The organism is Saccharothrix espanaensis DSM 44229 (assembly GCF_000328705.1).
Taxonomy (GTDB): domain Bacteria; phylum Actinomycetota; class Actinomycetes; order Mycobacteriales; family Pseudonocardiaceae; genus Actinosynnema; species Actinosynnema espanaense.
The window spans coordinates 4,608,596-4,633,307 of record NC_019673.1 but is presented as its reverse complement, the minus strand read 5'-3'; the positions used below and the strand labels follow the sequence as shown (position 1 = coordinate 4,633,307).

At 73.9% G+C, this 24,712-nt stretch carries 23 protein-coding genes; 18 read left to right on the top strand and 5 right to left on the bottom strand.

Annotated features, from left to right (window positions below; genetic code table 11):
* Positions 1–19: 19 nt before the first annotated feature.
* The 4 genes from BN6_RS20430 to BN6_RS20415 are packed head-to-tail and all read left to right on the top strand — an operon-like array spanning position 20 to position 2,631.
* The gene (locus tag BN6_RS20430) at positions 20–580 is read left to right on the top strand and encodes a PadR family transcriptional regulator (RefSeq protein WP_015101619.1); all 561 of its coding nucleotides are present in this window, start codon (positions 20–22) and stop codon (positions 578–580) included.
* Positions 580–1,197, top strand: coding sequence for a GyrI-like domain-containing protein (locus BN6_RS20425; RefSeq protein ID WP_015101618.1), 618 nt, complete (start codon positions 580–582; stop codon positions 1,195–1,197). Before BN6_RS20430 ends, BN6_RS20425 begins: the two co-directional genes overlap by 1 nt.
* Before the next feature lie 25 nt (positions 1,198–1,222).
* Entirely contained in the window at positions 1,223–1,663 is a 441-nt protein-coding gene (locus BN6_RS20420; RefSeq protein ID WP_041313412.1) for a MarR family winged helix-turn-helix transcriptional regulator, read from the top strand.
* 5 nt (positions 1,664–1,668) lie between these two features.
* Positions 1,669–2,631: a zinc-binding dehydrogenase gene (locus BN6_RS20415; RefSeq protein ID WP_041317505.1), complete on the top strand. Its 963-nt coding sequence runs from the start codon at positions 1,669–1,671 to the stop codon at positions 2,629–2,631.
* Between the two features lie 151 nt (positions 2,632–2,782).
* Here BN6_RS20415 and BN6_RS20410 read toward each other — a convergent pair whose 3' ends face one another.
* Positions 2,783–3,826 carry a threonine aldolase family protein gene (locus BN6_RS20410; RefSeq protein ID WP_015101615.1) on the bottom strand — a complete coding sequence of 348 codons (1,044 nt, stop codon included), beginning with the start codon at positions 3,824–3,826 and terminating at the stop codon, positions 2,783–2,785.
* Between the two features lie 114 nt (positions 3,827–3,940).
* Between BN6_RS20410 and BN6_RS20405 the strand changes: the two genes are divergently transcribed.
* Positions 3,941–4,519, top strand: a complete 579-nt coding sequence (locus BN6_RS20405) for a pyridoxamine 5'-phosphate oxidase family protein (protein WP_015101614.1) — start codon at positions 3,941–3,943, stop codon at positions 4,517–4,519.
* A gap of 257 nt (positions 4,520–4,776) precedes the next feature.
* Here BN6_RS20405 and BN6_RS20400 read toward each other — a convergent pair whose 3' ends face one another.
* Positions 4,777–5,466: a hypothetical protein gene (locus BN6_RS20400; protein ID WP_015101613.1), complete on the bottom strand. Its 690-nt coding sequence runs from the start codon at positions 5,464–5,466 to the stop codon at positions 4,777–4,779.
* 53 nt (positions 5,467–5,519) lie between these two features.
* On the opposite strand from BN6_RS20400, the gene BN6_RS20395 reads away from it, so the two are divergent.
* Positions 5,520–6,020 carry an NADAR family protein gene (locus BN6_RS20395; protein WP_231905351.1) on the top strand — a complete coding sequence of 167 codons (501 nt, stop codon included), beginning with the start codon at positions 5,520–5,522 and terminating at the stop codon, positions 6,018–6,020.
* A 15-nt stretch (positions 6,021–6,035) separates the two neighbouring features.
* Here the strand turns inward: BN6_RS20395 and BN6_RS20390 are convergent, their stop codons facing one another.
* Positions 6,036–6,776: a metallophosphoesterase gene (locus BN6_RS20390; protein WP_148303361.1), complete on the bottom strand. Its 741-nt coding sequence runs from the start codon at positions 6,774–6,776 to the stop codon at positions 6,036–6,038.
* Positions 6,777–6,908: 132 nt separating this feature from the next.
* Here BN6_RS20390 and BN6_RS20385 point away from each other — a divergent pair, with 132 nt between their 5' ends.
* The 8 genes from BN6_RS20385 to BN6_RS20350 all read left to right on the top strand — a co-directional run bounded on the left by BN6_RS20385 (position 6,909) and on the right by BN6_RS20350 (position 16,335).
* Positions 6,909–8,186, top strand: a complete 1,278-nt coding sequence (locus tag BN6_RS20385; protein ID WP_041313402.1) for a hypothetical protein — start codon at positions 6,909–6,911, stop codon at positions 8,184–8,186.
* Positions 8,183–9,163: a glutamate ABC transporter substrate-binding protein gene (locus BN6_RS20380; protein WP_015101609.1), complete on the top strand. Its 981-nt coding sequence runs from the start codon at positions 8,183–8,185 to the stop codon at positions 9,161–9,163. Before BN6_RS20385 ends, BN6_RS20380 begins: the two co-directional genes overlap by 4 nt.
* Positions 9,115–10,251, top strand: a complete 1,137-nt coding sequence (locus BN6_RS20375; protein WP_158509413.1) for a hypothetical protein — start codon at positions 9,115–9,117, stop codon at positions 10,249–10,251. The genes BN6_RS20380 and BN6_RS20375 overlap by 49 nt, the downstream gene beginning before the upstream one ends.
* Positions 10,248–12,479 (top strand): serine/threonine-protein kinase, encoded by a 2,232-nt coding sequence (locus tag BN6_RS20370; RefSeq protein WP_015101607.1) that lies wholly within the window; start codon positions 10,248–10,250, stop codon positions 12,477–12,479. The genes BN6_RS20375 and BN6_RS20370 overlap by 4 nt, the downstream gene beginning before the upstream one ends.
* 2 nt (positions 12,480–12,481) lie before the next feature.
* Positions 12,482–13,600 (top strand): PP2C family serine/threonine-protein phosphatase, encoded by a 1,119-nt coding sequence (locus tag BN6_RS20365; protein ID WP_148302941.1) that lies wholly within the window; start codon positions 12,482–12,484, stop codon positions 13,598–13,600.
* Complete coding sequence (locus BN6_RS20360; RefSeq protein WP_015101605.1) at positions 13,590–14,885, top strand: vWA domain-containing protein; 1,296 nt, start codon at positions 13,590–13,592, stop codon at positions 14,883–14,885. The genes BN6_RS20365 and BN6_RS20360 overlap by 11 nt, the downstream gene beginning before the upstream one ends.
* A complete protein-coding gene (locus BN6_RS20355) occupies positions 14,885–15,532 on the top strand; it encodes an FHA domain-containing protein (RefSeq protein ID WP_015101604.1) in 648 nt (215 codons plus the stop codon). The genes BN6_RS20360 and BN6_RS20355 overlap by 1 nt, the downstream gene beginning before the upstream one ends.
* Before the next feature lie 116 nt (positions 15,533–15,648).
* A complete protein-coding gene (locus tag BN6_RS20350) occupies positions 15,649–16,335 on the top strand; it encodes a S1 family peptidase (protein WP_015101603.1) in 687 nt (228 codons plus the stop codon).
* 58 nt (positions 16,336–16,393) lie between these two features.
* On the opposite strand, the gene BN6_RS20345 is transcribed toward BN6_RS20350, so the two are convergent.
* Positions 16,394–17,248, bottom strand: coding sequence for an SDR family oxidoreductase (locus tag BN6_RS20345; protein WP_015101602.1), 855 nt, complete (start codon positions 17,246–17,248; stop codon positions 16,394–16,396).
* A gap of 58 nt (positions 17,249–17,306) precedes the next feature.
* Between BN6_RS20345 and BN6_RS20340 the strand changes: the two genes are divergently transcribed.
* The 4 genes from BN6_RS20340 (at position 17,307) to BN6_RS20325 (ending at position 20,799) form a co-directional block, all read left to right on the top strand.
* Positions 17,307–17,789, top strand: a complete 483-nt coding sequence (locus BN6_RS20340; RefSeq protein ID WP_015101601.1) for a MarR family transcriptional regulator — start codon at positions 17,307–17,309, stop codon at positions 17,787–17,789.
* Positions 17,790–18,140: 351 nt separating this feature from the next.
* On the top strand, positions 18,141–18,626 hold the full coding sequence (locus tag BN6_RS20335; protein WP_041313399.1) for a MarR family winged helix-turn-helix transcriptional regulator: 486 nt from the start codon (positions 18,141–18,143) through the stop codon (positions 18,624–18,626).
* A 103-nt stretch (positions 18,627–18,729) separates the two neighbouring features.
* Positions 18,730–20,181 carry an amidase gene (locus BN6_RS20330; protein ID WP_015101599.1) on the top strand — a complete coding sequence of 484 codons (1,452 nt, stop codon included), beginning with the start codon at positions 18,730–18,732 and terminating at the stop codon, positions 20,179–20,181.
* Positions 20,182–20,235: 54 nt separating this feature from the next.
* Entirely contained in the window at positions 20,236–20,799 is a 564-nt protein-coding gene (locus BN6_RS20325; protein WP_041313396.1) for a GNAT family N-acetyltransferase, read from the top strand.
* Here BN6_RS20325 and hrpA read toward each other — a convergent pair.
* Positions 20,796–24,698, bottom strand: coding sequence for an ATP-dependent RNA helicase HrpA (hrpA, locus tag BN6_RS20320; protein WP_015101597.1), 3,903 nt, complete (start codon positions 24,696–24,698; stop codon positions 20,796–20,798). The two genes, BN6_RS20325 and hrpA, sit on opposite strands and share 4 nt — an antisense overlap.
* Positions 24,699–24,712: the final 14 nt, after the last annotated feature.

Here is a 24,712-nt window from a genome sequence, read left to right as displayed (position 1 = left end):
TAGTACTAGAGTAGGCCGCATGGTCGCGTTGACACCCGCCGAACTGACCCTGCTCGGCCTGCTCGTGGAGCAGCCCCGGCACGGCTACGAGCTGGACGAGGTGATCGCCGAGCGCGGGATGCGGGAGTGGACCGAGATCGGGTTCAGCTCGATCTACTACCTGCTGGGCCGGTTGCGGGACCGGGGTCTGGTGGCCGAGGCGAGCACCGCGACCGGCACCGAAGGCGTCTCGGGGGGCGTCTCGGGAGGTGGCCGGCGCAAGGTGTTCGCCGCCACCGACGAGGGGCGCGCGGCGTGCGCGGAGGCCGCCGAGGAGGCGATCGCCACGCCGCGACCGGTGTTCCCGCCGGTGCTGGTCGGCCTGGCGAACCTGCCGGCGGTCCCCCGCGAGCGGCTGCTGCCCGCGCTGGAGCGCCGGGCCGCCGCCCTGGCCGAGCGGGAGCGCGAGGTGCGGGCCGCCGCCGGGCGTCCCGCACCGGACTTCGTCCGCGCGATCTTCGACTACTCGGTGCGCCAACTCGCCGCCGAACAGGCCTGGCTGTCGGACTACCGGGCCGCGCTGGAAACAGGAGAACGCTGATGCCGCCTTACGACCTCAAGCGCGAACTCAAGGAGTTCTACGCGCCGAAGAACACCGCGTGGGCGTTGGTGGACGTGCCCGAACAGCGGTTCATCGCGGTCGACGGGACCGGCAACCCCAACACCGCGACCGCGTACATAGAGGCCGTGGAGGCGCTCTACGCCGTGGCGTACACGCTGAAGTTCACGGCCAAGAGCGAGGGCCAAGACTTCGTGGTGGGGCCGCTGGAAGGGCTGTGGTGGGCCGACGACCCGACGGCATTCACCGTGGGCGCGAAGGACTCGTGGCACTGGACGATGCTCATCGGCCAGCCCGAGTGGATCACGCCCGCGGCCGTCGAGGAGGCCGTGCGAACGGCGTCGGCGAAGAAGAAGCTGCCGGCCATCCCCGACGTGCGCTGGTTGACGTTGCACGAGGGCCGCAGCGCGCAGGCCCTGCACGTGGGGCCTTACGACGACGAAGCGCCGTTGCTGGCCGAGCTGCACGACCGGTTCCTGGCGGCGAACGGGCTGGACTTCGGCGGGCTGCACCACGAGGTCTACCTGGGCGACCCGCGCCGGACCGAGCCGGCCAAGCTGAAGACGGTGCTGCGCCAACCTGTTCGATCGTTGGCGTGACCAACAAGTGGTTAGACTCCGCCGCATGGATTCCAGGGGTGCCCCCGCGCGGCTGCGCGACACACCGAGCTGGCTGCTGAACTCGGTCGCGGTGGTGGCGCAGCGGCTGGTGACCGAGGGGCTCGGCGCGCAGGGCGCGCGGCGCTACCACTACTCGCTGCTCGCGGCGCTGGAGGAGTTCGGGCCGGCCAGCCAGGCCGACCTCGGCCGGCGCGGCGGGGTGGACCGCAGCGACGTGGTCGCGACGGTGAACGAGCTGTCCGAGCGCGGGTTCGTGCAGCGCGCGCCCGACCCGGGCGACCGGCGGCGCAACGTCGTGACGCTCACCGAGGCGGGCGCCGCGCACCTGCGGCACCTGGCCGACGTGCTGGCCGGCGCGCAGGACGCGCTGCTCGCACCCCTGGCGGGCGGGGAACGGGAGGAACTCGTGCGGATGTTGACCAAGGTGCTGGAGCACCACTCGTGACGGTGATGCGCGCGGTCGTGCTCAGCGGGCCGGGCCCGGTGGAGAACCTGTCCGTCGTGCAGCGCCCGGTGCCCGAGCCGCCGGCCGGGTGGGTGCGGATCAAGGTCGGCGCGTTCGGCCTCAACCGGTCCGAGCTGCACACCCGGCTCGGCCTGGCGCAGGGCGTGGTGTTCCCGCGCGTGCCCGGCATCGAGGCGGTGGGCGTCGTGGACAGTGACTGCGACCTGCCGCGCGGGCAGCAGGTCGCGGCGATGATGGGCGGGATGGGCCGGGTGTTCGACGGCGGGTACGCCGAGTACGTGGTGGTGCCGCGCGACCTGCTGGTCCCGTTTCGCTCGGACCTGCCGTGGGAGGTGCTGGGCGCGGTGCCCGAGACGCTGCAGACCGCGTACGGCTCGCTGACCACCGGCCTGGACCTGCGGGCCGGGCAGACGCTGCTGATCCGGGGCGGCACGTCGGCGCTGGGGTTCGCCACCACGACGCTGGCCCGGGAGATCGGCGCGACGGTGCTGGCCACGACCCGCAGCGAGAGCCGGCTGGACGCGCTGCGCGCGCACGGCGTCGACCACCCGCTGGTGGACGACGGCCGCGTCGCCGCCCGGGTGCGCGAGCTGTTCCCGGACGGGGTGGACGCGGCGCTGGAACTGGTCGGCACGCCGACCCTGCCGGACACGCTGGCCGCCACCTGGGTGCACGGCACGGTGTGCTTCACCGGGATGCTGTCCGACGAGTGGATCGTGCCGGACTTCTACCCCATCGGCTACCTGCCCAAGGGCGTGCGGCTGACCGCGTACGGCGGGGAGAGCTCCGACCTGCCCGCCGAGGTCCTCCAGCAGTACCTCGACCGGCTGGTCGACGGCACGTCCTCCCCCGGCCCGGTGACGGTCTACCCGATGGCAGACATCCGGCGCGCGCACGACGACCTGGAGCACAACCGCCAGGTGGGCAAGCTCGTCGGGCTCCCCTAGGGACGGCCTGTCCCCGCGATCACGCCGCGTTGCGCGGTGGTGCCGAACCGGGCGGGCGCGGCAGCCGGGGTCGAGGGGCGGGAGGGCGCGCCGGGCCCGGTGGGCGCGCTGTCCCGGGGCCGCGTCCGCGCGGGCACGCCGGCGCGCGCACTCAGCGCAGCCGGCGGACCAGGTCCGCGACCTCGGCCGGGGTGAACTCGGTGGCGGTCGCGCCGATGCTCAGCTCCAGCGCGCACCAGTCGGGCAGGCCGGTGCGGCGGGTGTGGGTCGGCAGCTCGATCCCGGTCTCGGCCAGCAGCTCCCGCGCCGCCGCCGCGGCGATGTCCCCGGACACCGGCAGCAGGACATGGAACAGGGAGGACTGGGGCACCTCGGGGCGGGTGCGGGCGTAGCCGTCGGCGTTGATCGCGGCGGCGATGGCGCGGGCGTGGTCGAGGAACTCGGCCATCCGCGGCAGGGTCTCGTCCAGGCCGATCAGCGCGGCCACGGCGTCGGGCCACGCGTCGGGCAGGTTGCCGCCGAGCCGCCTGCGCCACACCGACGCCTGGTCCATCACGTCCTGCTCGCCCGCCAGGACCGCGCCGCGCCGCCCTTCGAGCCCCTTGTAGAGCGACACGTAGACGGTGTCGAACAGGGCCGCGATCGCGTCGAGCGGGCGGCCGTAGGAGGGCTGCGCCTCCCACAGCCGGGCACCGTCGAGGTGGGCCGCCGCGCCGGTCTCGCGCGCCCACGCGGTCTGCGCGACCAGGTCGTCCCAGGCGGGCAGCAGGCCGCCGATCTCGCGCTGCGGGAGTTCCAGCAGCAGTGCGGCCAGGGGTTCCCGGATCGCGCGCAGCTCGTGCAGCGTGATCAGTTCGTGGTGGTCGCCGACCGGGCGGTGCACGAGGTGGTGCACGGCGGCGTGGCCCTGCTCCTCCCACGTCGCCAGGTGGGTCAGCGGGTGGGCGGCGAACGTGCGGCGGCCCCGGCGGTCGGCGTGCACCCGCAGCGCGGTCTGCTGCGCCATCGTGCCCGAGGGGAAGAACAGGGCGGCCGGTTTGCCCAGCAGCGCGGCGATCCGGCGTTCCAGTTCGGCGACCGGCGCGGTCGGCTCGGTGCCGGGCGGCACCCGGTCGAGCATCCGGCGCAGCACGGTGTGCGGGTCGCGGCGCAGCCGGGAGTGCAGGACGAGGGACCGCCGGATCTCGGGTGCCATGATCGGCAAGTCTCGCCGGGCCCCGGGCCGGTCGGCAACGGGTTTCCGGTCCGCGCGTCCGAGACGTGGGACGACCGGGGGTGTTCCGGGTCGACGGCGGCGATACTGGCGGGCATGGGGAAGACCTACGAACGGATCGACGGCCGGCTGCGCGCGTTCATCGAGGCGCAGCCGGTGTTCTTCACGGCCAGCGCGCCGCTGGCCGCCGACGGGCACGTCAACGTCTCGCCCAAGGGCCGGGCCGGGACGCTGCGGGTGCTCGACGAGCAGCGGGTGGCCTACCTCGACTTCGGCGGCAGCCACGCCGAAACGATCGCGCACCTGCGGGAGAACGGCCGGATCACGCTGATGTGGTGCGCGTTCGACGGCCCGCCGAAGATCGTCCGGGTGCACGGCACCGGCGAGCCGGTGTTCCGCGACGACCCGCGCTTCGCCGACCTGGTCGCCGGGTTCGGCGAGGCCGACGGGCCGGCGCTGCGCGCGGTCGTGGTGGTGACCGCGAAGCTGGTCAGCGACACGTGCGGGTACGCGGTGCCGTTCATGGACTACCGCGAGGAGCGCACCCTCCACGCCGACTACTTCGGCCGCAAGTCGGACGAGGAGTTCGTCGAGTACTGCGACAAGAAGGACCACAACGGCCACAGCATCGACGGCCTGCCCGCCCTTCCCCTCCCGCTGCCGGCCCGACCGTAGGCACGTTCCACCGCGGTGGCGGGACCGGCTCGGACGGGCGTGCGGGGCCGGCCGCGACGCGGGTCTTGAGCCGGCCGGCGTCGCCCGCTGGAACGCCTCGTCGTAACGGCTGACGCCCGCCGGGGTGTGCCCGGCGGGCGTCAACAGGCCGATCCCGCAGGGCCCGCACCGTGGTCCCGCAGGCCCTGGACGGCTCGCCGGCGCTTCGGTACCGGCTGAACGCGACGGCGGGACCTCACGTCACGTGGGGCGCCAGGTCAGAACTGGACCTCGGCCGATCCGCAGGTCAGGTCGGCGGGCGGGGCGTCGATGGCGACCGCGCCGCCCCAGTCCCGGTAGTCGGTGGTGTCGGTGACCGGGCTGCCGTCTTGGGCGGCGCGGTCGACCTCGACCCGGACCGGGAGGCCGCGGTCGTCGATCCACAGCCGGTACACGCGGTCCTGGTGGCCGAACGTGTAGCGGGTGGTGTGCTCGTTGTCCAGCGGCTGGTCCGAGCGTTCGGTGAGGGCGACCTGGTCACCGGCCCGGTCCAGCCCCCGGGTCGGGCTCCACCACGTCGGCAGGGCGTCGCGGGCGGCCTTGTTGCCGGTGGCGAACCGGTCGGTGGCTGCGCGGTCGGAACGGACCCAGGTCTTGCCCTCGGGCAGGGTCACGTCGACCGTCGGCGGCAGCCGGTCGTAGACGACGCCGTCGAGCAGCACGGTGGCGCCGGCGCCGTCGTCGGTGCTCAGGTCCAGGTCGTCGCCGTCCCAGCGCAGCGCGCCCGTGGTCGGCGCGCGGTCGGCGTCGTCGGAGCGGCGGGAGGTGAACCGGACGGTGTGCGCGTCGCGCATCCGCTGCGGCAGGTCGCGCAGCAGGTCCTCCTTGGTCATGGGCGCGATGAACCGGTTCGGATCGGCCGTGCAGCCCGCCGCGAGCAGCGCGACGAGGACGATGATCACTCGCATGACCAGCAGGACGCGCGAGCGGGCCCGAGGTTGCCATCTGCGATCGTGAACAGGTGACGAAGTTCGTGTTCTTTTGGGGCCATACGCCGAGCGCGCCCGACCGGGTCGGCAAGGAATGCCTGAGCCAGTGGTGGGAGGGAGCGTTCACCGTCGACGGCCGCTCCTACCGGACCGCCGAGCACTTCATGATGGCGGGCAAGGCCGACCTGTTCGGCGACGCCGGGATCGCCGAGCGGGTACTGGCCGCGCGGACCCCCGGCGAGGCCAAGGCCCTGGGCCGGGAGGTCCGCGGCTTCGACCCGGCCACCTGGGAGGCGCACCGGCTGGACATCGTGGTGCGCGGGAACCTGGCGAAGTTCACCGCGCACGACACCGCGCGCGAGTTCCTGCTCTCGACCGGCGAGCGGCTGCTGGTGGAGGCCAGCCCGGTGGACCGGGTGTGGGGCATCGGGCTGGCCGCCGACGACGAGCGGGCGACCGACCCGGCCGCGTGGCAGGGCCTGAACCTGCTGGGCGAGGCGCTGATGGAGGTGCGCCGCCGGCTCCGGGCGTGAGCACCTCCGCGGTGCTCAGGGCACGACGCGGTAGTGGGTGGTGATCCGGCCGTCGGCCAGCACGTGGAACGCGAGCGCGGGCGGCAGGTCGCGGTCCACGACCCGGGTGGACTCCCAGGGCAGCAGCAGGGTCGACACGACGCCGGGCGCGACCAGCACCGGGCGGCCGGCGAACGTGGAGGTCGCGCCGGTGTGGGCGTGGCCGCACAGCACGGCCAGCGCGTTGTCGTGCCGGGTCAGCACCTCGGCGAGCCGGTCGGCCTGGCCCAGCCGGATCCGGTCGATGGTGGGCTCGTGCACGGTGATCGGCGGGTGGTGCAGGCACACCAGGGTCGGCGCGCCGCGCGCCAGCACCTTGTCCAGCCACGCCAGCGTGCCGTCCTCCAGCAGCCCGTCCGAGCGGCCGGGGATGCTGGAGTCGCACAGCGCGAACACCGTCCCGCCGACCCGCACGACCCGGTTGACCGGACCTTCGCCCAGGCCCTCGCCGGGCGCTTCGCCCAGCAGCACTTCCCGGAAGTTTCCCCGCACGTCGTGGTTGCCCGGCAGCAGCAACACGGGGACCTTCGTGGACACCAGGTGTGCTCGGGCCAGTTCGTACTCGGGGGTGAGGCCGTGGTCGGCGATGTCTCCGCTGACGAGGATCGCGTGCAGCGGTCCGGGCAGGGCGTCGAGGTAGTCCATGACCCGGCGGGCCCGGTCGGTGGCGCGCGGGTCGCCGTCGAAGTGGGTGTCGCTGAGGTGGGCGATGACCATCACGGCGTCGAGCCTAGTTACGGGGCTGCGGGATCGCGGCCCCAGTCGCGCGAACCGGCCCCCCGCACGCCCTTGACGATCTACGCTAACGGTGCGGCGAGTGGCGCCGATCACCTCGGAAAGGGGGCGGTCGTGCTGGTCGAAGCTCAGCGGAACCGCGGGGCGGTCAGCCGGGTGACCGGGCTCGCGCGCAGCACGCCGGGCCGGTTGAGCCTGCTGGCGCTGCTGCTGATCGCGGCGACGTTGCTGGTGGGCGCGTTGACGGCGGCGTCGGTGCAGCGCCGGTCGGACGCCCTGGAGGCGTTGGCCGACCGCAGCGAGCCGCTGGCCTACGCCGCCCAGGAGGTCTACCGGTCGATGGCGGACGCGGACGCCACGGCGGCCAGCGCGTTCCTGTCGGGTGGTGTCGAGTCGCCGGACCTGCGGCAGCGGTACGAGGCGGACGTGGCGCGGGCCGCGGCGGCGCTGTCCACCGCGACCGGGGAGATCACCCGCTCCCCCGAGCTCGCCGGCCCGCTGTCGACGCTGTCGGGCCGGCTCCCGGTCTACACCGGACTGGTGGAGACGGCGCGGGCGCACAACCGGCAGGGCAACCCGGTGGGCGCGGCCTACCTGCGGGAGGCGTCGTTCCTGATGCGGGATGCGTTGCTGCCCGCCGCGCAGCAGCTCTACAGCGCCGAGACCGGCAACGTGATGCGCGACCTGGACGGCGCGGCGACGCTGCCGTGGCTGGAGTTCCTGCTCGGCGCGCTGCTGATCACCGGCCTGGTGCTCGTGCAGCGCTACCTGACCCGCAAGACCAACCGGGTGTTCAACGTGGGCCTGGTCGCGGCCACGGCGGCGTGCGTGGTCTCGCTGCTGTGGGTGGTGATCGCGTCGTCGGTCGTGGTCGCGCTGGCGTCCGCCAGCGAGGACGACGCGAAGGTCACCGACATCGTGGCGCGGGCCCGGATCACGACCCTCTCGGCGCGCGGCGACGAGACGCTGACGCTGGTGGCGCGCGGCAGCGGGAAGAGCTACGAGGAGCGGTTCGCCCAGGCGTCCAAGGACCTCGACCGGCTGGTGCACGACGCCGGGCTGGTGCGGCTCTCGGCGTTGCCGAGCACCGCGACGACCAACCTCGGGCAGTGGCAGCAGGCCCACCAGCGGGTCCGGGAGGCCGATGACGGCGGTGACTTCGTCGGCGCCGTGGGGCTGGCGCTGGGCAAGGGCGAGGCGGCGGTCGCGTTCAACGCGCTGGAGAAGGACCTGGTGTCCGGGCTGGACCGGTCGCGCGAGGAGCTGACCGGCACGATCGCGCGGGCGCGGGGCGCGTTGTCCGGCGCGGTGCCGGCGGTGGTGCTGCTGGCGCTCATCGCGGTGGTGGCGTCCACGGCGGGACTGTGGCAGCGGCTGAAGGAGTACCGATGAGCGGGCGGTGGGGACGTGCGGTCGTCGGGGCGGCCGCGGTGCTGGCGCTGGTGGCCGGCTGCGGCGCGGTGCCCAGCGGCGCGCCGGAGATCGGCGGGAGCTCGGCGCCGCCGCCGAAACCGACGGGGGTGGAGGAGCTGACCGCGCCGCCGAGCGCGGCCGCGGCGGCCGACCCGTCGTGCGACGCCACGGCGAGCCTGCGGCCGGCCGGTCCGCTGCCGGCCGCCGGGCAGGTGCCCGCCGGGTCGACCATGGCGCGGATCCTGGAGAAGGGCCGGCTGACCGTCGGCGTGGACCAGAACACCTACCTGATGGGGTTCCGCAACCCGTTCTCCGGCGAGCTGGAGGGCTTCGACGTCGACATGGCGCGCGAGGTCGCGAAGGCGCTCTTCGGCGACCCGACCCGGATCAACTTCAAGGTGCTGACCTCCGAGCAGCGGATCCCCGCGCTGGAGGACCGCGAGGTGGACATCGTGGTGCGCACCATGACGGTCAACTGCGAGCGGTGGCAGAAGGTGGCGTTCTCGTCGGTCTACTACCAGGCCGGGCAGCGGGTGCTGGTGCCCAGCACGTCGGACGTGACCGGCATCGAGTCGCTGGGCGGGCGGAGGGTCTGCGCGACCAAGGGGTCCAGCTCGCTGGTGAACGTGGCCACCGCGGCGGCCAAGCCGATCGCGGTGGCGGTGCCGAACTGGACCGACTGCCTGGTGATGCTCCAGCAGGGCCAGGTGGACGCGATCTCCACCGACAACACGATCCTGGCCGGGTTCGCCGCGCAGGACCCGTACACCAAGGTGGTCGGCCCGCAGTTCACCGCCGAGCCGTACGGGATGGCGTTCCCCAAGCAGGACGAGGACTTCGTGCGGTTCGTCAACGCGCTGCTGGAGCAGCTGCGCGCGAACGGCACGTGGGCGTCGATCCACGGCCGGTGGCTGGGCGACCCGCCCGCGCCGCCGGTCGCGAACTACCGGGACTGAGCGTGGACGCGGGTGGCGGTGAGGCGGAGCTGGCCAGGCTCCGCGCGGAGAGCGACCGGGTGGCGCAGTCGCTGCTGGCCATGGACGACCACCCCGGTCACCGGCTGCTGCGCGGCACCACGCTGGCCGGGGAGACCGCGCGGCGCTGGGAGTCGGCGAACGCGGCGATGGTCGGGCTGTGGGAGTGGTTCGACGCCTACCGGGCGGTGCTGGCGCAGGCGGGTGCGACCCGCGACGCGGCGGAGCGGCGGCGACTGCTGACCGGGCCCGAGGTGGTGCTGGCCGCACCACCGCCGGCGCGCACGCTGACCAGCCCGGCGGTGGCCGCCGAGCGGATCACGCTGGCCGAGCTGGTCACCCGGATGAAGCACCGGTACGCCGAGCTGACCGCGTTGTTCGACGAGGTGCACGCCGCGTGGTCGGCCCGGTTGGCGGTGCTGGACCCGGTGGCGGGCAGGCTGGCCGGGCTCGCCGAGTCCGGAACGGTCCGGGCGCTGCGGGCGGAGGTGGCGGCGGCGCACGCGCGGGCGGTGGCCGATCCGCTGACCCCGGACGCGGCCGCCGCCGGGCTGGCCGACCGGGCGGCCGGGGTGGCCGCGCTGCTGGAGGGGTTCGCCGCGCGGGTGGCCGCGGTGACGGCGGTCCTGGCGGAGGCGGGCGCGGTGCGGGACGAGGTGGTGGCGTTGCGGGTCGTGGTGGTCGCCGAGATCGCCGGGGAGCACCCGGCGACACCGGAAGTTTCCGGGCCGGCGGGGGCGCTGGCCGGGCTCCGGTTGCGTTTTCCTGAGGTGCGGGAGCGGGAGTTGACCGAGGTGGAGTCGGCGGCGGCCGCGGTGCTGGAGCGGACGAGGGCGGTGGCGGCGCAGTTGGCGGGATCGGTGGAGCGGCGGGCGGAGCTGCGGGGGCGGTTGGACGCCTACCGGGCGAAGGCGACCGCGCGCGGGCACGCCGAGGACGCCGCGCTGGCCGCGCTGCACCGGGCGGCGCGGGACGTGCTGCACGCCGTGCCGTGCGACCTGCGGGCCGGCACGGTGGCGGTGGCGCGCTACCAGCGCGCGGTGCAGGACCGGACGGAGGCTGCGCGATGAGGACGTGTGCACGGTCGGCGTGCGGCGGCACGATCGAACAGGACGGGTTCTGCGACCGGTGCGGCATGGAGGCCCCGCTGCCGGCGGGCACCAGCGGCACCGGCGCGGCCACCGGCCGGGAGACCGGTCCGGGAACGGCACCGTGGACGGCGTCCACGTCGACGTCGTCGGGTGGCCGCTCGCGGCGGTCCTCGACCCGCTCGTCGAGCCGGGGCCGGCTGGGCGCGGGCCTGGTCGAGGTGCCCCGGGTGCCCGCCCGCGACCCGAAGACGGCGGTGCTGGCCGACCCGGAGGTGCCGGAGGCCAAGCGGTTCTGCTCCAGCTGCGGCAAGGAGGTCGGCCGGGGCCGCGAGGGCCGGCCGGGCCGCGTGGAGGGGTTCTGCGCGCACTGCGGCCACCACTACTCGTTCACGCCCAAGCTCGCGCCCGGCGAGATGCTGCACGAGCAGTACGAGGTGCTGGGGTGCCTGGCGCACGGCGGGCTCGGCTGGATCTACCTCGCCCTGGACCACGCGGTGAGCAACCGGTGGGTGGTGCTCAAGGGCCTGCTGGACTCCGACGACGCGGACGCGGTGGCGGCGGCGATCGCCGAGCGGCAGTTCCTGGCCGAGGTGTCGCACCCGAACATCGTGGAGATCCACAACTTCGTGCGGCACGCCGACCGCCAGTCCGGCGAGCTGGTCGACTACATCGTGATGGAGTACGTCGGCGGCACGTCGGTCAAGGACATGATCAAGGCGCTGCGGGCGGACGGCTCGGGCCGCGAGGCGCTGCCGGTCGCCCAGGCCATCGCCTACGCGCTGGAGGTGCTGCCCGCGCTGGGCTACCTGCACGGCGTGGGCCTGCTGTACTGCGACTTCAAGCCCGACAACGTGATCCAGACCGAGGAGCAGCTCAAGTTGATCGACCTCGGTGCCGTGCGGCGGGTGGACGACCGGCACTCCGCCATCTACGGCACGATCGGCTACCAGGCGCCGGAGATCGGCTCGACCGGCCCGTCGGTGGCCTCCGACCTGTACACGGTGGGCCGGGCGCTGGCGGTGATGAGCTTCCCGTTCGACTTCCGCCGCGCCCACCAGGAGTCGCTGCCCGCGCCGGAGGACCAGCCGGTGCTGGCGCGGCACGACTCGTTCCACCGGTTCCTGCGGCGGGCCACCCACCGCGACCCGGACCAGCGCTTCGCCTCCGCCGAGGAGATGGCCGAGCAGCTCACCGGCGTGCTGCGGGAGGTGCTGGCGCAGTCCGACGAGGTGCCCCGGCCGGGCCTGTCGCGCCAGTTCACGCCCGAGCGGCGGGCGTTCGGCGTGGCCGGCGCGCCGGACGCGCGGTCGGTGGCGGCCGGGCTGCCGGTGCCGCAGGTGGACGCGGCCGACCCGGCGGCCGGGTTCCTCGCCACCGCCACCACGGGCGACCCGGACCAGCTCGTGACGGCGCTGCGGGCGGCCCCGGTGCAGACCGTCGAGGTGCGGTTGCAGGTGGTGCGGGCGCTGATCGAGGGCGGCCGGGTGGACGACGCGTCGGCGGAGCTGGACCAGTTGGCGACACCGTCGCTGTTCGACCCGGACGACCCGCAACTGCCCGCGCCGGACGACTGGCGGCCCGGCTGGTACCGGGGGCTGGCGGCGCTGGTGCGCGACCGGCTCCCGCAGGCGCGGGCGGCGTTCGGGCAGGTGTGCGACGTGGTGCCGGGCGAGACCGCGCCGAAGCTGGCGCTGGCGGCGTGCGCGGAGCTGGCGGGCGACCTGGCGGAGGCGGCCCGGTTCTACCGGGTGGTGTGGCGCACCGACCACGCCTACGTGAGCGCGGCGTTCGGGTTGGCGCGGGTGCTGCTGGCCGACGGCGAGCGGGCCGCGGCGGTGGACGTGCTGCACGCGGTGCCCGACACCTCCAGCCACCACGTGGCGGCGCAGGTGGCGGCGGTGCGGGCGCAGGCCGGTGGCGCGCTGGCGGACGTGGTCGCGGCGGGCACCCGGCTGTCCGGGCTGGTGCTCGACCTGGCGCGCCGCGCGGACCTGACCGCGGAGCTGCTGCGCACGGCGCTGGACGCGCTGCCCGCCGCCGGTTCCGCTCCGGCCGGGCGGCTGTTGGACTGCGAGGTCAGCGAGACCGGGCTGCGTTCGGGCCTGGAGCGCTGCTACCGGCAGCTCGCGCGGCTGGCGGACACCCCCGAGGAGCGCATCGCTCTCGTCGACCGCGCGAACGCGGTCCGGCCCAGGACGTTGGTGTGAACATGGAATCGTCACCCCGGGACCCCGCTGCCGGGGACCTGCCGCCCGACGAGGTCCCCGGCGACCTCTCCCCCGCCGCCGACAAGCCCCCCGCGGGCGAGGTCTCGTCCCGAGAAGGCTCTTCACGGGAAGGCTCCTCACGGGAGGTCTCGTCGCGGGAGGCGTGCCCGGCGTGCGCGGCACCGGTCTCGGCGCAGGACCGCTTCTGCGAGGAGTGCGGCCGCAACCTGCGGGTCCAGCGGACCCCGGTGGGCGGCCCGGACTCGCTCGCCGAGCGGACGTGCGGCTGCGGCGGCGCGTTCGACGCGGAGGGGTTCTGCGGGCAGTGCGGCCGGGCCCGGCACCCGGTGCGCGACCGGGTGGAGTTCGTGCTGCCCGGCCTGGCCGGGGTGAGCGACCGGGGCCGCCGCCGGCAGCGCAACGAGGACTCGATGGCGTTCGGCCGGGCCCGCGCCCGGGGCGTGGCGGCGGTGGTGTGCGACGGGGTCGCCTCCTCCGAGCGCGCCGAGCAGGCCTCCCAGCTCGCGGTGGACGTGGCGCTGGACGTGCTGCTCACGGCCGTGCAGTCGGGCGCCGACCTGGAGGAGGCGACCGGGGACGCGGCGCTGTCGGCGGACGCCGCGGTGGGCCGGCTGGCCCGACCGGGCGCCGAGGAGGTCGCGCCCTCGTGCACGTTCGTCTCGGCGGTGGTGACCGACGAGACCGCGACGGTCGGCTGGGTCGGCGACTCGCGCGCCTACCTGGTGGCCGAGACCGGCGCGGCGCGGCTGACCACGGACGACACCTGGGCGGCGCAACTGGTCGCGGAGGGCGTGCTGACCGAGGAGGAGGCGCTCACCGACCGGCGGGCGCACGTGCTGTCGCGGTGGCTGGGCGCGGACTCGGGCCTGGACGCGCCGCGGACGGTGACCTTCCGGGTGCAGACGCCCGGGTTGCTGGTGCTGTGCAGCGACGGGCTGTGGAACTACCTGCCGGAACCGGAGGACCTGCTGGCCGTGCTGCCGCGCGGGGTCGCCCCGGTCGAGGTGGCGCGCGAGCTGGTGGAGGTCGCGTTGAAATCCGGTGGGCACGACAACATCACGGTCGTCGTCCTTCAACTGCGGGGTGGGCATGGCGCTTGAGTTCGCCGTCGAGGTGTTCCAGAACGAGTTCCTGCCGGAGGGCGCGGCGGAGGTGAACGCCATCCTCACCGTGTCGGCGACCGGCCAGGCCGGGGACGCCGCCCCGGTCGTGCCGGACGCGGACGCCGCGCAGGTGATCATCGTGGACACGTCCGGGTCGATGCGGTACCCGCCGGCCAAGCTCACCGCCGCGAAGCGGGCCACCGAGGTGGCGATCGACACCCTGCGCGACGGCGTGAAGTTCGCCGTGGTCGCGGGCACCGACCAGGCCGAGATGGTCTACCCGCACGCGGCCGGCCTGGTGGTCGCGTCGGCGGCGAGCCGGTCGGCGGCCAAGCGCGCGGTCGCCCGGCTCCAGGCCGACGGCGGCACGGCGATGGGCCAGTGGCTGCTGCTGGCGCAGCGGGTGTTCGAGGGGCACGACAGCGGGCCGCGGCACGTGATCCTGCTGACCGACGGGCAGAACCAGCACGAGTCGCCGCAGCAGCTGACCAAGGTGCTCGACCAGGTCGCGGGCCGGTTCACCGGCGACTGCCGGGGCGTGGGCACCGACTGGCAGGTGGCGGAGCTGCGCCGGATCTCCGAGGCGCTGCTGGGCACGGTGGACATCGTGGCCGAGCCGGAGGGGCTGGCCGAGGACTTCCGGGCGATGACGGCGACCGCGATGGACAAGGCGGTGGCCGACGTGGCGCTGCAGCTGTGGACGCCGGAGGGGGCGCGGGTCAAGTTCCTCAAGCAGGCCTCGCCGGGGCTGCTGGACCTGACCGACCGGCGGGTGGAGGCCGCGCCGCGCACCGGCGACTACCCGACCGGCGCGTGGAGCGGCGTGGAGAGCCGCGACTACCACCTGTGCGTCGAGGTCAAGGCCGGCAACGTCGGCGACCGGATGCTGGCGGGCCGGGTGAGCCTGGTGGGTCCGGACGGCGACGTGCTGGGCCAGGGCCGGGTGCTGGCGGTGTGGACCGACGACTCGGGGCTGTCCACCCGGATCAGCCCGGAGGTGGCGCACTACACCGGGCAGGCCGAGTTGGCGGAGGCGATCCAGGAGGGTCTGGAGGCGCGCAAGTCCGGCGACGCGGAGACCGCGACGGCCCGGCTGGGGCGCGCGGTGAAGCTGGCGCACGAGTCGGGCAACACCGGCACGGCCAAGCTGCTGGCCAAGGTGGTGGAGGTGAAGGACCCGGCGACCGGCACGGTGAAGCTGCGGGCGCGGGTCGCGGACGTGGACGAGATGACGCTGGACACCCGTTCGACGGTGACCAAGCGGGTCGGGAAGGACCGCTGATGGCCACCTGCCCGGCCGGCCACGCCTCGGCCACCGACGACTACTGCGACGTGTGCGGCACGCCGCTGGACGCCGCCGCGTCGAGCCCGGCTCCGAGCGCCGCGCCGGCCGCCGAGGAGACGTGCGCGGCGTGCGGCGCGGCCCGGCCGGGCCGGTTCTGCGAGGAGTGCGGGCACGACTCGCTGGCCCCGGCGCCCGCCGGCGACCCGACGCCGGCGCCGGTCGTCGCCGCCCCGGCCAGGGCCCGGTGGCACGCGACGGTCGAGGCGGACCGCGCGTACCACCTGCGGGTGGTGGCGGTGGGCGGCCCGGACGCGGCGGCCGTGGAGTTCCCGGAGTTCTGCCCGCCCCGCCGGTTCGACCTGGTCGGGCCGCAGGTGACGATCGGGCGGCGCAGCCGGTCGCGCGGGATCTTCCCGACCGTGGACCTGGTCGGCCCGCCGGAGGACCCCGGGGTGTCGCACAGCCACGCGCTGCTGGTGTCGGCCGACGGCGAGTGGTCGGTGGTGGACCTGGGCTCGACGAACGGGACGACGGTCAACGACGAGGAGGAGCCGGTGAAGCCGAACCGGCCCCGCCGGCTGGCCGCCGGCGACCGCGTCCACGTCGGAGCGTGGACGACCATCACGTTGCACCATTCGGAGTAGCGGCCGGTGACCGTGCGGCACCGCCGGCCGGCCGGGTTCACCCGGGCCGGTCATCTCCGACGACCCGCCGGGTGACCAGTGTTTCCGCAGGTCAAGACGGGTGCAAGCCTGGTGTCATGAGGAGAATCGGGTCAGCACTGCTCGCTCTGGTGGCGTTGTTCGCGACGGCGGGCAACGCCGCGGCCGACCCGCGCATCATCGGTGGGCGCGCCGCGACCACGGCCTACTCGTTCATGGTGGCGCTGAGCAACGGGTGCGGCGCGAGCCTGGTGTCGCCGACCTGGCTGGTGACGGCGACGCACTGCGGCGCGGCGGGGTCGGCCCGGATCGGCTCGCTGCGCAACGACTCCGGCGGCGAGGTCATCCGGATCGACCGCAAGGTCGACCGGGCGGGCACCGACCTGACGATGATGCGGCTGGCGAAGGCGTCGACCAAGACGCCGGTGAAGCGCGCGCCGGGGTGGCCGTCGGTGGGCTCGTCGGTGCGGCTGCTCGGCTGGGGGTGCACGTCGTGGCCGGACTGCGTGACGCCGGTGGCGTTGCAGGAGATCGACCTGATCGCGCTGGCCTACGACGAGTGCGGCGGAGCGGGACCGAAGGACGTGTGCGTGTCGGGTGACAAGGCGCACTCGGCGTGCCACGGCGATTCGGGCGGCCCGGCGGTGGTCTGGTACCAGGAGGAGTGGCAGTTGGTGGGCGAGACGCACGGCGCGGGCGACTGGGACGCGGAGTGCGCGGGCACCACCCTCTACACCGGCACCCACCAGCACAAGGCGTGGATCGACACCCAACTGGCGTCCTGACCCCCGTGCCCCGGTGCCGTGCGGTTCCCCTCCCGCACGGCACCCTTCGTGCCCGGCGTCAGGCGTGGAACGCGGCGGCGTTCTCGGCGGCCCACTGGGCGAAGGTGCGGGCGGGCCGGCCGGTGACGCGTTCGACCGTGTCGGTGGGGGTGCGGCCGGCGGCGGGGATGTCGCCGTAGAGGCGCAGCACGAAGTCGGCCTGGTCGGCGGGGCCGCCGGGGGCGACCTGGAAGATCTGGAGGGCGGGCCGCTGGGCGGTCCAGCGGGCGCGGGCCTGGTCGGGGGTGAGTTCGTCGAAGGTCAGGTCGCGGCCGGTGGCCCGGCCGAGCAGTTCGAGCTTGGTCCGGGGCGTGACGACCTCCGGGCCGGTCAGGGCGTAGGTCCGGCCGTGGTGGCCGTCCTCGGTGAGCGCGGTGAACGCGACGGCGGCGATGTCGGCCTCGTGCACGGGGGTGGTGGGCCGGTCGGCGTAGGGCTCGCTGATCGTGTCGCCGGCGCGCAGCACGGGACCCCAGTCGGCGAGCGTGTTGGCCATGAACTCGCCGGGCCGCAGGTGCGTCCACTCCAGGCCGCCGGCCCGCACGGCGGGTTCGAGGCTGCCCTCGGCCCAGCCGCCGAGCAGGGTGACGCGGCGGACGCCGGCGGCTTCGGCGGCGGCCACGATCTCGGGCCCGTTGGCCAGGGGCCGGTAGGTGTGGCCGAAGTTGATCAGGTGGGCGGCGGTGACGCCGGCGAACGCGGCGTGCAGGGACCCGGTGTCGGTGGTGTCGCCCCGCACGACCTCGACGCCGGCGGGCAGGGCGGCGCGGGCGGGGTCGCGGGTCAGCGCGCGGACCCGGTGCCCGGCGGCGAGCAGGTGGTGGACCAGCGGGCGGCCGACGGTTCCGGTCGCGCCGGTGACGAGCACGGTCATGTGGTGGTCCCCCGGTTACGCTTCGACGGAGAGAGATAAGATACGGAGAACATATCATATGAGTTCCATAGAATCTGGCGGGCGGCGGCGGTCGGTCACCGGGATCAAGGGTTCGCTGCGCGCCCTGCGCAACCAGCTCTCGCTGCTCAACCACCAGGTCGGAGCCCGGCTCGAACTGCGCGACGGCGACCTGGACTGCCTGGAACTGGTCCTGGAGCACGGCCCCCTGACGCCCTCCGCCCTGGCCCGCCGCGCGGGCCTGCACCCCGCGACGGTGACCGGCATCCTGGACCGCCTGCAGCGCGGCGGCTGGGTGGCGCGCGAACGCGACCCGGAGGGCACGGACCGGCGCGCGGTGCTCGTGCGCGCGCTCAAGGACCGCAGCGCCGAGCTGTACGGCCTGTACGCGGGGATGAGCACCGCGATGGACGACCTGCTCGCCGACTACGACGAGGAACAACTGGCGCTCCTGGCGGACTTCCTGCGCCGCACCACCGAGGCCGGCCGCGCGGCCACCGAAGACCTGGGCCGGCAGGGCTGACGAGTCCGCGCGGACACCTGTTCGGCCGGATGGCTCCATTTGTTGCGCTTTTCGGCGGTATCGTCGGCCGGTCGGCGAATGAATTTCGTCGCATTCACGGTTTTCCGGGTCCGGGTCGCCGCCGCTGATTCACGGCCACCCCGTGCCACCTGCGCCGTCGTCGCCGGGGCCGGATCCCGGCGAAACGGCCCGCGCGGGCCTCGCGGGTTGGAACATGGTGGTGAGGACGTCCGGGGTTCACCCGGCACGGGTGGGGAGGCCCGGTGTCCGGCGGTGATAGTTTCGTGCGAAACTCATTGCGCCGAACCCATTCGACGTCGAATGCTTGAGGCCACGGGGAGGGGTTTCGCGGTGGGCGACGCGGTCGATCTGGTGTTGGCGCAGTGGCGGGTGGAACGGCCGGACGTGGACACGTCGCCGATGGCCGTGCTGGGGCGGGTGGCCCGGCTGTCCCGGCTGGTGGAGCGGGAGATGAAGGAGTTCCTGGCGCACTTCGACCTGGAACCGGGTGAGTTCGAGGTGCTCACGACGTTGCGGCGGGCGGGCGCGGCGGACGGGTTGACCGCCGGCGCGTTCCTCAACGCCGCGCTGGTCACCGCCGGCGCGATCACCAACCGCATCGACCGGATGGCGGCCAAGGGGCTGGTGCTGCGGGTGCCGGACCGGGCCGACCGCCGGGTGGTGCGGATCCGGCTGACCGACCAGGGCCGGGAACGGGTCGACTCGATGCTGGCCGCCCACATGGCGCGCTGCGCGACGTTGCTGGAGCCGCTGGACCCGCCGACGCAGGAAGCGGTGGCGGGCGCGCTGCGCACCCTGCTGGAGCGGTTCGAGTAGCACCTGCCCGAGGCCACCGCCGGCAGTCGGCTTTCCGCAGCGCCACCCCGTTGTGCGAATCGGCATTTTATGGCTCGCTCCAACCGCCTATACGGTCGGATTCATGGAGTGGAATCTTGCGACGGCAGAAGAACTCGTGGCCGCCATGCGCGCCGGTGACGTGTCGTCGGTGGAGCTGACCGATCAGGCGATTGACCGTATCGAGCGGGACGACAAGGCGATCAACGCCATCTGCGTACCGGACTTCGACCGGGCGCGGGCCGCCGCGCGCCGTGCCGACCAGGCGCGTGCGCGCGGTGAGGATCGACCGCTGCTGGGTGTTCCGGTGACGGTCAAGGAGTCCTACGACCTGGCCGGGCTGCCCACGACCTGGGGTATGCCGGCGCACCGCGACCACGTGCCGGCCGAGGACGCGGTGCAGGTGTCGAGGGTCAAGGCCGCCGGGGCGGTGGTGCTCGGCAAGACCAATGTGCCTTTGGGGTTGCAGGATCTGCAGAGTTTCAACGAGATCTACGGCACCACCAACAATCCGTGGGACCACGGTCGTACGCCGGGCGGGTCTTCCGGCGGGTCGGCGGCGGCCTTGGCGGCGGGATTCGGCGCGTTGTCGCTCGGTACCGATATCGGCGGCTCATTGCGCACGCCGGCGCATTTCTGCGGTGTCTACGCGCACAAGCCGACGCTCGGGCTGGTGGCGAGCCGCGGCATGGTCCCGCCTCCCGGGCCGGCGCTGCCGGTCGAGCTGGACCTCGCCGTCGCCGGTCCGATGGCGCGCACCGCCCGCGACCTCGCGCTGCTGCTCGACGTGATGGCCGGGCCGGACCCGCTCACGCTCGGCGTGGCCTACGCGTTGGCCCTGCCGCCCGCGCGCCACGAGCGGCTGAGCGACTTCCGGGTCCTGGTCCTCGACGAGCACCCGTTCCTGCCGACCGGGTCCGCTGTGCGGGCGGGCGTGAACCGGGTGGCGGACGCGCTCGTCGACGGCGGTGCCCGCGTCGAACGGCACAGCCCGCTGCTGCCCGACCTGGCCGAAGCCGCGACGCTCTACACGCAGTTGCTGTTCTCGGGCTCCGTCGCACGTTTCCCCGTCCAGGAGTACGACCAGCTGCGCGCCCTCGCCGCCGGCCTGGGCGCGGACGACCAGGGGCTGGACGCGGCGCGGCTGCGCGGGATGGTGTTCAGCCACCGCGACTGGATGGAGGCGAACAACCGCCGCGAGCTCCACCGGCACGGCTGGCGGCGGTTCTTCGCCGAGTTCGACGCCGTCGTGTGCCCGATCACGCCGACTCCGGCGTTCCCGCACGACCACGACCCCGACCTGCTGGGCCGCCGGGTCGACATCGACGGCGTCGGGCACCCGTTCTTCGACCAGCTCGTCTGGGCCGGTCTGGCCACCATGCCCGGCCTGCCCGCCACCGCCGTCCCGGCGGGCCTGTCCCCCGACGGCCTGCCGGTGGGGGTGCAGCTCGTCGGTCCGATGTTCGAGGACCGCACGCCGCTGCGGCTGGCCGAACTGCTCGAACAGCGGATCGGCGGCTTCCGGGCACCGAGGTAGCGGCGGCCCCGGCGCGGGAGTAATCCGGTTGCGCGCGCTGCGACGATCGGAGTCATGGGTCAACCCACCTTGCGCACGGCGCGGCTCACCCTCGTTCCGCTGGCCGAGGAGCACCTCGACCTGGAGGTCGGGCTGGACGCCGATCCCGAGGTGATGCGCCACCTCACCGGACGGGCGCTGTCGCGCGCCGAGGCGCGGGCAGCTCATCGGCGGCGGCTGGCCGCCGCCGATGAGCTGCCCGGCCTGGGCTACTGGGTGGGGTTCGCCGAGGACGGGTTCGTCGGCTGGTGGCTGCTGCGGCCGCCGCACGGGCCGGACCAGCCCGTCGTCGCGGGCGAGGCCGATCTCGGCTTCCGGGTGCTGCGGGCGAGGTGGCGGCGCGGGTTCGCGGGCGAGGGCGCGCGCGAACTGGTCCGCTACGGCTTCGCCGAGGTGGGGTTGGACCGGATCTTCGGGCAGACCCTGGCGGTCAACGCCGCGTCACGCGCGACGATGTCCGCCGTGGGGCTCACGTTCACGCGCGCGTTCGCCTCCGCCGGGCACGACGACGAGCCCGTGCCCGGCGCGGAGCACGGCGAGGTCGAGTACGCGATCACCCGGGCCGCGTGGGAGCACTAGCGGGGCACCGCGTCGAGCGCCTTGAACACCCGCTTGTCGGACACCGTGTAGCGGGTGGGGATGGTCTGGGCGAAGTAGCTCAGCCGGAGCTCCTCGATCATCCACCGGACCTCGTCGAGCTCGGGGTGCGGCTCGTCGGCGGGCAGCCGGGCCTTGAGGTCGCGGTACTCGGCGTGGACCTGGTGGACGCGGTCCATCCAGTCCTGGTCGCGGCGCACGTTCTCGGGCAGCTTCTCCAGCCGCCGGGCGATGCCCTGCAGGTAGCGGTGCAGGTCGGACAGTCGGGCCGCGCCCGCCTCGGTGACGAAACCGTTGTGCACCAGGCCCTTGAGCTGGGCGCGGACGTCGGCGACGGACTCGTCGTAGACCGCGCCCTTGACCCCGGCCAGGCGCAGTTCGACCTCCTGGGCGGCGTCGAGCACGTTGCGGACCTCGCGGACGACGTCGAAGACCGTCTCCCCCAGGTACTTGCGGACGTACTCGGTGAGCCGGGTGAAGCCCTTGGCGTTCCACGCGGGCCCGCCGGCCGAGGTGACCAGGTGATCGACGGCGGCGCTGATGCAGTCCGCGAGCAGCGCGGCGACACCGCCGTGCGGGTTGCGGGTGAGGGTGAGCTTCTCGGCGTTGGTCAGGCCGCGCTGGAGCAGCTTGACCGGCGAGGGGACGGCGAGCAGCAGCAGCCGGCGGGTGCCCCGGCGCATCGCGGCGGCCTGCCGACCGGGCGTGTCGAGGATCTCCACCGCGACGCTGTCGCCCTTGTCGACCAGCGCCGGGTAGGCGGTGACGACGATCCCGGACTGCCGCCGCTGCACGGTCTTGGGCAGCTCGTCGAGGTCCCACGTGGTCAGCCCGGTGCGGGTCAGGTTCGACGCGGCGGCGGCCAGGGTCTCCCGGAGCTGCCCGCGCAGCTGCTGCTTGAGCGCGGCGAGGTCCTTGCCCTGGGCGAGTTCCCGGTTGTTCTCGTCCACCACCTGGAAGGTGAGCTTGAGGTGCTCGGGCACCTGGTCGAGCTGCCACTCCTCGCGGGGCACGACCACGCCGGTCAGCGCGCGCAGCTCCCGTTCCAGGGCGGGCAGCAGCGGCTCGTCGGCGTCGATGCGCGACAGCGCGGCGGCGGCCACGTCGGGCACCGGCACGAAGTTGCGCCGCACCGGTTTGGGCAGCGACCGGATCAGCGCCACGACCAGTTCCGTGCGCAACCCCGGCACCTGCCAGGACAGGGCGTCGTCGGGCACGGTGGTCAGGGCGGGCAGCGGCAGCCGGACGGTGACGCCGTCGACGGCGGTGCCGGGCTCGAACCGGTAGGTCAGCGGCAGCGCGACGCCGCCCCGGGTCAGCTCGTCGGGGTAGGCCTCGGGGGTGACCTGGGCCCGGTCGTTGACCAGCATCTGCTTGTCGAAGGTGAGCAGGTCGGGCTGGGTGTGCCGGGTCTTCTTCCACCAGGTGTCGAAGTGCCGGGCGGACACCACGTCCTCGCCGACCCGCTGGTCGTAGAACTCGTAGAGGGTGTCGTCGTCGACCACGATGTCCCGGCGGCGCGCCCGGTTCTCCAGCTCGGCGACCTCGTCGAGCAGCGCCCGGTTGTGGTGGAAGAACTTGTGGTGGGTGGTCCACTCGCCCTGCACCAGGGCGTGCCGGATGAACAGCTCGCGGCACAGGCCCGGGTCGATCTGCCCGTAGTTCACCTTGCGCGCGCCGACGATCGGCACGCCGTAGAGCGTCACCTTCTCCATGGCCATCACCGCGCCGCGCTTGGCTTCCCAGTGCGGTTCGCTGTAGCTGCGCTTGACCAGGTGCTCGGCGAGGCCCTCGGCCCACTCCGGTTCGATCCGGGCGACGATCCGGCCCCACAGCCGGGAGGTCTCGACCAGTTCGGCGGCCATCACCCACTGCGGCGGCTTCCGGAACAGCGCCGAGCCGGGGAAGATCGCGAACTTGGCGTTGCGCGCGCCGAGGTACTCCGAGGACTGGCGCTTGCCCGGGTCGCGCTTGACCACGTCCTTGAGCCCGATGTGCGACAGCAGCCCGGACAGCAGCGACAGGTGCACCGCGCGCGGCTCGGCCGGCTGCTCGTTGACGTGCACGCCGAGGGTCTTGGCGACCTGCCGGAGCTGGGAGTAGATGTCCTGCCACTCGCGGACCCGCAGGTAGTTGAGGAACTCGGCGCGGCACAGCCTGCGGAACTGGTTGGACGACAGCGCCTTCTGCTGCTCGCGCAGGTACTGCCACAGGTTGAGGTAGGCGACGAAGTCCGAGTCCGGGTCCTTGAACCGGTTGTGCTGCTCGTCGGCGGCCTGCTGCTTGTCCGACGGGCGTTCGCGCGGGTCCTGGATGGACAGCGCGGAGGCGATCACCATCACCTCGCGCACGCACCCGTTGCGGTCGGCCTCGATCACCATCCGGGCCAGCCGCGGGTCGACCGGGAGCTGGGCGAGCTTGCGGCCCAGCGGGGTGAGCTTCTGCTCGGCGGGCACGATCGCGCCCAGCTCGTGGAGCAGCTGCACGCCGTCGTTGATGTTGCGCGCCTCGGGCGGGTCGATGAACGGGAACGCGGCGATGTCGCCCAAGCCGATCGCGGTCATCTGCAGGATCACCGACGCGAGGTTGGTGCGCAGGATCTCCGGGTCGGTGAACTCGGGGCGGGCGTCGAAGGAGTCCTCGCTGTAGAGCCGCACGCAGATGCCCGCCGAGACCCGGCCGCAGCGGCCCTTGCGCTGGTTGGCCGACGCCTGCGAGATCGGCTCGATGGGCAGCCGCTGCACCTTGAGCCGGTTGCTGTAGCGGGAGATCCGGGCGGTGCCCGGGTCGACCACGTACTTGATGCCGGGCACGGTCAGCGACGTCTCGGCGACGTTGGTGGCCAGCACCACCCGGCGGCCGCGGTGCGACTGGAACACCTTGTGCTGCTCGCCGAAGGACAGCCGCGCGTACAGCGGCAGGATCTCGGTGTGGGGCAGGCCCAGCGCGGCCAGCGCGTCGGCGGTGTCGCGGATCTCCCGCTCGCCGGAGAGGAACACCAGCACGTCGCCGGGGCCCTCGGCCTGGAGTTCGCGGACCGCGTCGCACACCGCCTGGGTCTGGTCGCGGTCCGGGTCGGCGTCGGGGTCGTCGGGGTCCACGACCGGCCGGTAGCGCACCTCGACCGGGTAGGTGCGGCCGGACACCTCGATGATCGGGGCGTCGGCGAAGTGCCGGGAGAACCGCTCCGGGTCGATCGTGGCGGAGGTGATGACGACCTTGAGGTCGGGCCGGCGGGGCAGCAGCTGCTTGAGGTAGCCGAGCAGGAAGTCGACGTTGAGGCTGCGCTCGTGCGCCTCGTCGATGATGATCGTGTCGTAGCGCGACAGCGTCCGGTCGGTCTGGATCTCGGCCAGCAGGATGCCGTCGGTCATCAGCTTGACCAGCGTCTCGTCGCCGGACTGGTCGGTGAACCGGACCTTGTAGCCCACCGCCTGGCCCAGCTGGGTGCCCAGCTCCTGGGCGACCCGCTCGGCCACCGTGCGGGCGGCCAGCCGGCGCGGCTGGGTGTGGCCGATCTGGCCGAGCACGCCCCGGCCGAGCTCCAGGCAGATCTTGGGGATCTGGGTGGTCTTGCCCGACCCGGTCTCGCCGGCGACGATCACCACCTGGTGGTCGCGGATCAGCGCGGCGATGTCGTCCTTGCGCGCGCTGACCGGCAGCTCGCCCGGGTAGGTGATCTTGGGCACGGCGGCGCGGCGCAGCGCGACGCGCAGCTCGGCCTGCTCGATCTCGGCGGCGATCTCGGCGTGGACGGCGGCGCGGGCCTGCTCGTCGCGGACCCGGCGCGCCCCGTCGAGCCGACGGCCCAGCCGCCGCTGGTCCCCCGACATCAGGTCGGACAGGCGTCGGTGCAGGTCGGAGTGCGCGGTGGTGTTCATGCTGCCGATCAGAA